Below are 6,560 nucleotides of genomic sequence, written 5' to 3'. Positions count from 1 at the left end.
ACCATCGCCGCGATCGGGTCGGTCAAGCCGTTCAACTTCTTCGGCTTCTTCACCGTGCAGTCGAACGTGATCGGCGCAGTCGTCGCGGTCGTCGGCGGGATGCGGCTGCTGCGGGGCACGCCGCCCACCACCGCCTGGGTCGCCGTGCGCTGGTGCGCAGGGACCTACCTCGTGCTCGTCGGCGTCGTCTACTGGGCGCTGCTCGCCCCACTCGGCGCCGCGGGCGGCGTCCCGCTGCCGTGGGCGAACCTCGTGCTGCACGCCCTCACCCCGGTCGCCGCGCTGCTCGACCTGCTCCTCGCCCCGGATCGGCTGCGCCCGCCCGTGCGCCTGCTGCCGGTCGTGCTGATCTACCCGCTCGTCTGGACCGGAGTCGTGCTGGTCCGAGGCGCGACCGACGGGTGGGTGCCGTACCCCTTCCTCGACCCCGCGCAGGGCTACGGCGTGGTCGCCGGCTGGGTCGCGCTCGTCGCCGGCGCGTTCGCGGGGGCGGCGGCCCTCCTGCGGCTCGCGCTCCGGCCCGCCTCCGCAGTCCTGCACTGAGCATGTTCGAGCCGGAAGGATCGTCCGCATGAATCCCGTCGTGGAGGTCGTGGATCTCGCGAAGCGCTACGGCGATCGCGTCGCGCTCGCCGGCGTCTCCTTCACGATCGAGCAGGGCGAGACGTTCGCTCTGCTCGGGCCGAACGGCGCGGGCAAGTCGACGACGATCGAGATCCTGGAGGGGTACCGCCGCCGGTCGGGCGGCGAGGCGCGCGTGCTCGGCGCCGACCCGGGCAGCGGAGGTCTCGCGTGGAAGGCGCGCATCGGGATCGTGCTGCAGTCGACGACCGAAGCCGGCACCGCGCGGGTGCGCGAGATGCTCACCCACGTCGCCTCCTTCTTCCCGAACCCGCGCCCGATCGACGAGACGCTCGAGTCCGTCGGCCTGATGGACGACGCCGGCACGCGCATCAGCGCGCTGTCCGGCGGTCGTCGGCGCCGCCTCGACGTAGCGCTCGGGATCGTCGGCCGACCCGAGCTGCTGTTCCTCGACGAGCCCACCACCGGGTTCGATCCCGAGGCGAGGCGCCGCTTCTGGCAGCTCGTCGAGCAGCTGAAGCGCGAGGGGACGACGATCCTGCTGACGACGCACTACCTCGACGAGGCGGCGGCGCTCGCCGACCGTGTCGCCGTGATCGCCGCGGGCCGGCTGATCGACATCGGCACGGTCGACTCGATCGGACCGGACGAGGCGCGCATCCCGATCGTGCGATGGCACGATGCGGAGGGGGCGCACGAGCAGCGGACCGAGCAGCCCGCGATGTTCGTCGCCGGGCTCGTCTCCGCCGCGGGCGGCGAGCCGCGGGACGTCGAGATCCGGCGACCGTCCCTGGAGGAGATCTACCTCCGGCTGATCGGGGACGAGGCGTTCGAGTGACCGCGACCAGGCAGCCTTCCTCGACCTTCGGGCCGGGCCGCACCCTCCGCCTCGGCATCGGCCGCGTGCGATGGGAGGTGCGGCAGTACTTCCGCGAGCGGGACACGGTCTTCTTCACGTTCCTGTTCCCGACCGTGATCTTCCTGGTGTTCGCGGCGGCGTTCAGCACCGCGGACCCCGTCGGCGCCCGTCCCGACGGCACCGGCGGCATCTCCGTCGCGGCGTACACCCTGCCGGGTCTCGTCGCCGCGGGTGTCGTGCTCTCGGGCATTCAGAACCTCGGGATCGCGATCGCGGGCGAGCGGAGCGACGGCACGCTGAAGCGCCTCGGCGGCTCCCCGCTGCCGGTCGTGTCCTACTTCATGGGCAAGGCGGGGTCAGTGCTGCTGACGGCGCTGATCCAGCTCGCCCTGCTGCTCGCCGTGGCGCGGATCCTGTTCGACGTCGCGCTACCTCAAGACGCGACCCACTGGGTGCGCTTCATCTGGGTCTTCCTGCTGTCGATCGTGATGGCGACGGTGCTCGGCATCGGGATCTCGGGCATCCCCCGATCCGGCCGGTCCGCGAGCGCCGTGATCGTGCCGATCCTGCTCGTGCTGCAGTTCGTCTCCGGGGTCTACTTCACGTTCGCCGACCTGCCGGGCTGGCTGCAGACCGTCGCGGGCATCTTCCCCGTGAAGTGGGTGGCGCAGGGCATGCGCTCGGTGTTCCTGCCCGAGCACCTCGCGGTGGCCGAGCAGCACGGCGACTGGGACCTCGGTACGACCGCGCTCGTCCTGGTCGCGTGGACGGTCGTCGGCCTCGTCGCCGCACGCCTCACGTTCCGGTGGGTGCGGAAGGACGGCTGAGCGGAGGCGTCAGGCGATCGCCGGGTACTCGGCCCGACGAGCGGGAGTCCGACGCGGGACGCGGACACGACGCCCGACGTCGCCCGGCCAGCGGGTCTCGGCGACCCGGCGATCGAAGCGGGTCGGGTCCTCGCCCTCGTCGAAGACGTGCCGCAGCCCGTGATCGCCGAGGAAGGCGGTGAACCGGTCGAACCGGCCCGCGAGGCCGCTGTTGAACGCGCCGAAGTCCGCGTTCGCGTACAGGTCGGCCGCGTCCAGGTCGGGTGGCATCCGCCTCGTCACCCGATAGGGGATGTCGAAGTAGCGGACGAGCTCGAGCGTCCGGGAGTCGTGGGCCAGGACGGTGGCGGGCGTGCCGGCGAGCAGGGCCGCGATGTTGCCGTGGATACGGGTGCCGAAGCTGTAGTCGAAGCCGGCGAGGTAGCGCATCCACGGCTCGGGATCGACGAAGAAGCTGGTGCGACCGTCCCGGACGAGCGGGTGGGCCCGGTAGGTCGGCAGCTGAGCCCGGTCTGGATCGACGGGACCGCCCCGGCGCCAGCGGTGCAGCAGCATCCCGAGCGCCTCGCGGTGCTGCGCCGCGTACCGGAGGTTCTCGTACCGCTCGGTGTGCCGCTCGACGATCGGGCCGAGGTTCTTGACGTACGGGGAGAGGTTCATGCTGATCCGCGACGCCGGGGTCAGCTCGGGCACCCGCTTCACGACGCGATGGCGGGGACCGTGGAGGAAGACGGACGGGCACCCGATCACCTCGACGTCGGTGAATCCGAGGCCCTGCAGGTACCGCTCGGTCATCTCGCCGCGGACGCCGATCGACGGGGACCGGTCGAGCACGGCACGGACGAAGCGCGAGACCTCGGGAGCGATCCCCGCCAGCGGCTCCGCCTTCCCGTCGAGCCGCAGCTGCGCGCCGACGCCGAGGATCGTGACCGGCACCCGAAGCTGCTCGATGACCCGCGTCATGCGCTCCAGCGCCTCGACGAAGCTCGGCCGGAACGCGTTCGCGAGCGGGATGACGACGTGGTCGTACCGCTCGTTGATCTGCTCCGCCGACCTGCGGCCGTCGGTGAGCGACCCCACCTCCACGTCGGTGCCCTCGACCTGCAGCAGCTTGTAGGACGCGCTGCTGAAGAGCAGGTTGCCGACGTTGCTGCCGATCAGGTCGTTGCGGTGCGTGGACCTGGGCGAGACGACGTGGAACGGGTCCTTGTGCCCGCGCAGCAGGATCCGGGACATCGAGTGCTCGATCGGGTCGGGTCAGCGGACGCCTCAGGCGACCGCGGCCTCCGGGCGCCGGACGCCGGAGGGGAAGCGGCGGAGGACCCGGACGGCGGACGCACGGCGGTAGGCGAGGCTGCGCGAGACGTCGCCGGGGAAGGGGGTCGCTGCAGCGCGGCGCTCGAAGCGCATCGCGTCCTGCCCCGGCTGATACACGTGCTGCAGGCGGTGGTCCTCCAGGTAGTCCGCGAAGTGCGCGAACCGCGCAGGCAGACCGGCGTTGAAGGCGGCGTAGTCCGACGCCGCGTACAGGTCGGCGGCGTCGGTGTCGCCGGTCACCTGGTGCATCGGGGTGTGCGGGATGTCGTAGAACCGCGCGAGCTCGAGCGTCCTGGAGTCGTGCGCGAGCACGTGGGCGGGCGTACCGGCGAGCAGTGCGGCGATGTTGCCGTGAATCCGTGTGCCGAAGCTGAAGTCGAAGCGGGACAGGTAGTCGATCCACGGGCGGGGGTCGACGAAGAAGCTCGTGCGGTTCCGGGCGATCAGCGGGTGCTCGTGATGCGTGGGCAGCATTCGCTGCGCCTCCGCGAGCACCTCCGCCGTCAGGGGAGCTCCCCCGAGCAGCATGCCGAGCGCCTCCCGGTGCTGCGCGGCGTACCGGAGGCGCGGGTAGCGCTGCATCTGCTGCTCGACGAGCGGACCGAGCTCGGTCACGTACGGCGTCAGGTTGAGGCTGATCTTCGAGAGCTTGGACAGCCGCTGCACCCGCTTCGTGACCTGCAGCTCGGGCCCGTTCATGTACAGGGAGGGACAGCCGATGACATCCGTGTCGGTGAAGCCGAGCGACTGCAGGTACCGATCGGTGAACTCGCCCCGGACGCCGACGGACGGGGACCGGTCGAGCACGGCGCGCATGAAGCGCGAGACCGACGCGCGCATCCTGCCCAGCCGGGCGATGTCACCGTCGAGGTGCATCTGGGCGCCGACGCCGAGCACGGTCACCGGCACCGTCAGCGACTCGATCGTCTCGGTCATGCGGTCGAGCTCGGTCCGGAAGGAGAACCGGAAGGCGTTCGCGAGCGGGATGACGACATGGTCGAACTCGGTGTTGATCCGCTCGGCCTGCTCGCGGCCGCCGAGCAGTCGGCCGGTCACGACCTCCGTCCCCTCGGTCTGCAGCAGCTTGTAGCTGGCCTGCTGGAACAGGAGGTTGCCGACGTTCTCCCCGATGAGGTTCTTGCGGAAGACCTTGCTGGGCGCCGCGACCGTGAACGGGTCCTTGTGTGCGCGGAGCAGGATGCGTGCCATCGGTCGAGCCCTCCCTCGGCGCCCCGCCCAGTTCGGGGTACGTCGACGGACGGTACTGGCGCACCTGATCCCAGGATGGACGCCACGCCGCGTGCCGTGACGGCACGCCGTCGGTCAGAGCGCGGCGCCGATCAGGGTGGGCTCGGGCTGCAGGATCACGCCGAACTCGCTCTGCACGCGCTGCTGGATGTATCGCGCGAGCTCGAGCACTTGATCGGCCGTCGCCCTCCCACCGTTCACGATCGCGAGGGTGTGCTTGCGGGAGATGTGCGCGTCGGATCCCGGCAACCGGAAGCCGCGCTGGACCCCCGAGTGCTCGATCAGCCAGGCGGCCGACAGCTTGACCTGCGGCTGGCCGTCGCGGCTCGGTCGGGGCGGCAGCGCGGCGCCGAGCGGCACGACCACATCGGGCTCGTCGCCGGAGGTCGGCCAGCGCGGCGCCTCCCGCGGCAGCGTGTGCGCGAACCGCTCGCTCACGATCGGGTTGGTGAAGAAGGAGCCCACGCTGACGGACTCGGGGTCGCCCGGGTCGACGACCATGCCCTTCGATCGGCGCAGCTGCAGCACCGTGTCGCGGAGCGCGGCGATCGGCACCCGGCCCCCGAGCGGCACACCGAGCGCGTCGGCGAGCTGCGGGTATGCGACGGGCGAGCTGAGCACCGGAGCGTTCCCGACGGCGTGATGGAGGAGCAGCTCCACCGCGAGCACGACGCCGGACAGCCCCTGCTTGAAGACGCTCGTGCGGTACCCGAGCCGAAGCTCGGACGCAGGCAGCCGCCGGATCGTGCCGGTCTCGCGGTCGAGGAACTCGACCGCGGCGAGCGTCGCGGCGAGCTCCTGGCCGTAGGCGCCGATGTTCTGGATCGGGGCGGCCCCGCAGGAGCCCGGCACGCCGGAGAGCGCTTCGATCCCGCTCCAGCCCCGCGCGACGGCCTCCGCGCACAGCACGTCCCACGACTCCCCCGCCTGCACCCGGACCCGCACCGGCTCCCGCTGCTGCTGTGGCCGGAGGGAGCGCTCGAGCGAGCGGAGTCGGTCGGCGGCGCTCGACGGCGGACCTGCGGTGAGATGAGCCGCGTCGGCGATCCGCTCGATGCCGCGCGTCGCCACGACGAGCACGGTGCCGGCGAATCCGGCGTCGCCGATCACCACGTTCGACCCGCCGCCGAGCACGAGCAGCGGCTCGTCGTCCGCCCACGCCTCGAGCGCGGTCCGGACGACGACCTCGTCGGTCGTCGCGACGACCACGCGGGTCGCAGGGCCTCCGACCTTGAGGGTCGTGAGGCGCGCGAGGCGGAGGTCCTCCGCCGCCATCTGCTCGGTGCTCACTGTCGCCGGCCGCCCCTCCGCATGCAGTCACCCAGCACGCGGAGCCTCCGACGGGCGTGGGCCCAGCGCGACGCGGACCTGCGCGCGGCCGAGCACGGTCTGTCCGCCGACCTTCGCGACGACGTCGATGCGCGCGACGTCGCCGTCGAGCAGGCCGACCCTCGCCTCGATCTCGAGCCGGACCGTCCCCTCCGGCGGCACCGGCACGGGGCGGGTGAAGCGCACCTGGTAGTCGCGGACGCGGTCGCCGCCGAAGCGGTCGATCACCGGCTGGACGGCGAGGCCCATCGTGAGCATCCCGTGGGCGAGGACGCCGGGCAGCCCGACGGAGGTCGCGACATCGTCGCGGTAGTGGATCGGGTTGAAGTCGCCGGACGCGCCCGCGTACCGGACCAGATCGTCACGGTCGAGCTCGAACGCGCCGGTCGCGACGACGT

Annotated in this window: 7 protein-coding genes; 3 read left to right on the top strand and 4 right to left on the bottom strand. The window is 71.9% G+C overall.

The window, feature by feature from the left end; genetic code table 11:
* The 3 genes from ACFE67_RS07920 to ACFE67_RS07910 form a co-directional block, all read left to right on the top strand.
* The coding region (locus ACFE67_RS07920; RefSeq protein ID WP_375406330.1) for a Pr6Pr family membrane protein at window positions 1-543 on the top strand (543 nt) is incomplete at its 5' end.
* A 28-nt stretch (window positions 544-571) separates the two neighbouring features.
* Entirely contained in the window at window positions 572-1,420 is an 849-nt protein-coding gene (locus ACFE67_RS07915; RefSeq protein ID WP_375406329.1) for an ABC transporter ATP-binding protein, read from the top strand.
* Window positions 1,417-2,268 (top strand): ABC transporter permease, encoded by an 852-nt coding sequence (locus ACFE67_RS07910; RefSeq protein WP_375406328.1) that lies wholly within the window; start codon window positions 1,417-1,419, stop codon window positions 2,266-2,268. The genes ACFE67_RS07915 and ACFE67_RS07910 overlap by 4 nt, the downstream gene beginning before the upstream one ends.
* 9 nt (window positions 2,269-2,277) lie before the next feature.
* On the opposite strand, the gene ACFE67_RS07905 is transcribed toward ACFE67_RS07910, so the two are convergent.
* The 4 genes from ACFE67_RS07905 to ACFE67_RS07890 all read right to left on the bottom strand — a co-directional run.
* Window positions 2,278-3,504: a polysaccharide pyruvyl transferase family protein gene (locus ACFE67_RS07905; RefSeq protein ID WP_375406327.1), complete on the bottom strand. Its 1,227-nt coding sequence runs from the start codon at window positions 3,502-3,504 to the stop codon at window positions 2,278-2,280.
* A 33-nt stretch (window positions 3,505-3,537) separates the two neighbouring features.
* Window positions 3,538-4,794 (bottom strand): polysaccharide pyruvyl transferase family protein, encoded by a 1,257-nt coding sequence (locus ACFE67_RS07900; RefSeq protein ID WP_375406326.1) that lies wholly within the window; start codon window positions 4,792-4,794, stop codon window positions 3,538-3,540.
* A 114-nt stretch (window positions 4,795-4,908) separates the two neighbouring features.
* Window positions 4,909-6,108 carry a UDP-N-acetylmuramate dehydrogenase gene (locus tag ACFE67_RS07895; protein WP_375406342.1) on the bottom strand — a complete coding sequence of 400 codons (1,200 nt, stop codon included), beginning with the start codon at window positions 6,106-6,108 and terminating at the stop codon, window positions 4,909-4,911.
* Window positions 6,109-6,150: 42 nt separating this feature from the next.
* Window positions 6,151-6,560 (bottom strand): MaoC/PaaZ C-terminal domain-containing protein (locus tag ACFE67_RS07890; protein WP_375406325.1); only part of this gene is annotated, 410 nt, incomplete at its 5' end.

It is taken from the genome of uncultured Amnibacterium sp. (assembly GCF_964244015.1).
In the GTDB taxonomy this organism is placed as follows: domain Bacteria; phylum Actinomycetota; class Actinomycetes; order Actinomycetales; family Microbacteriaceae; genus Amnibacterium.
Note: the sequence above shows the minus strand (reverse complement) of the source record. Positions and strands in the feature narration are given on the sequence as shown.

Coding starts and splice junctions, on each gene's coding strand:
- ACFE67_RS07915 (WP_375406329.1), top strand. CDS start 572: ATGAATCCCGTCGTGGAGGTCGTGGATCTCGCGAAGCGCTACGGCGAT.
- ACFE67_RS07905 (WP_375406327.1), bottom strand. CDS start 3,504: ATGTCCCGGATCCTGCTGCGCGGGCACAAGGACCCGTTCCACGTCGTC.
- ACFE67_RS07900 (WP_375406326.1), bottom strand. CDS start 4,794: ATGGCACGCATCCTGCTCCGCGCACACAAGGACCCGTTCACGGTCGCG.
- ACFE67_RS07895 (WP_375406342.1), bottom strand. CDS start 6,108: ATGGCGGCGGAGGACCTCCGCCTCGCGCGCCTCACGACCCTCAAGGTC.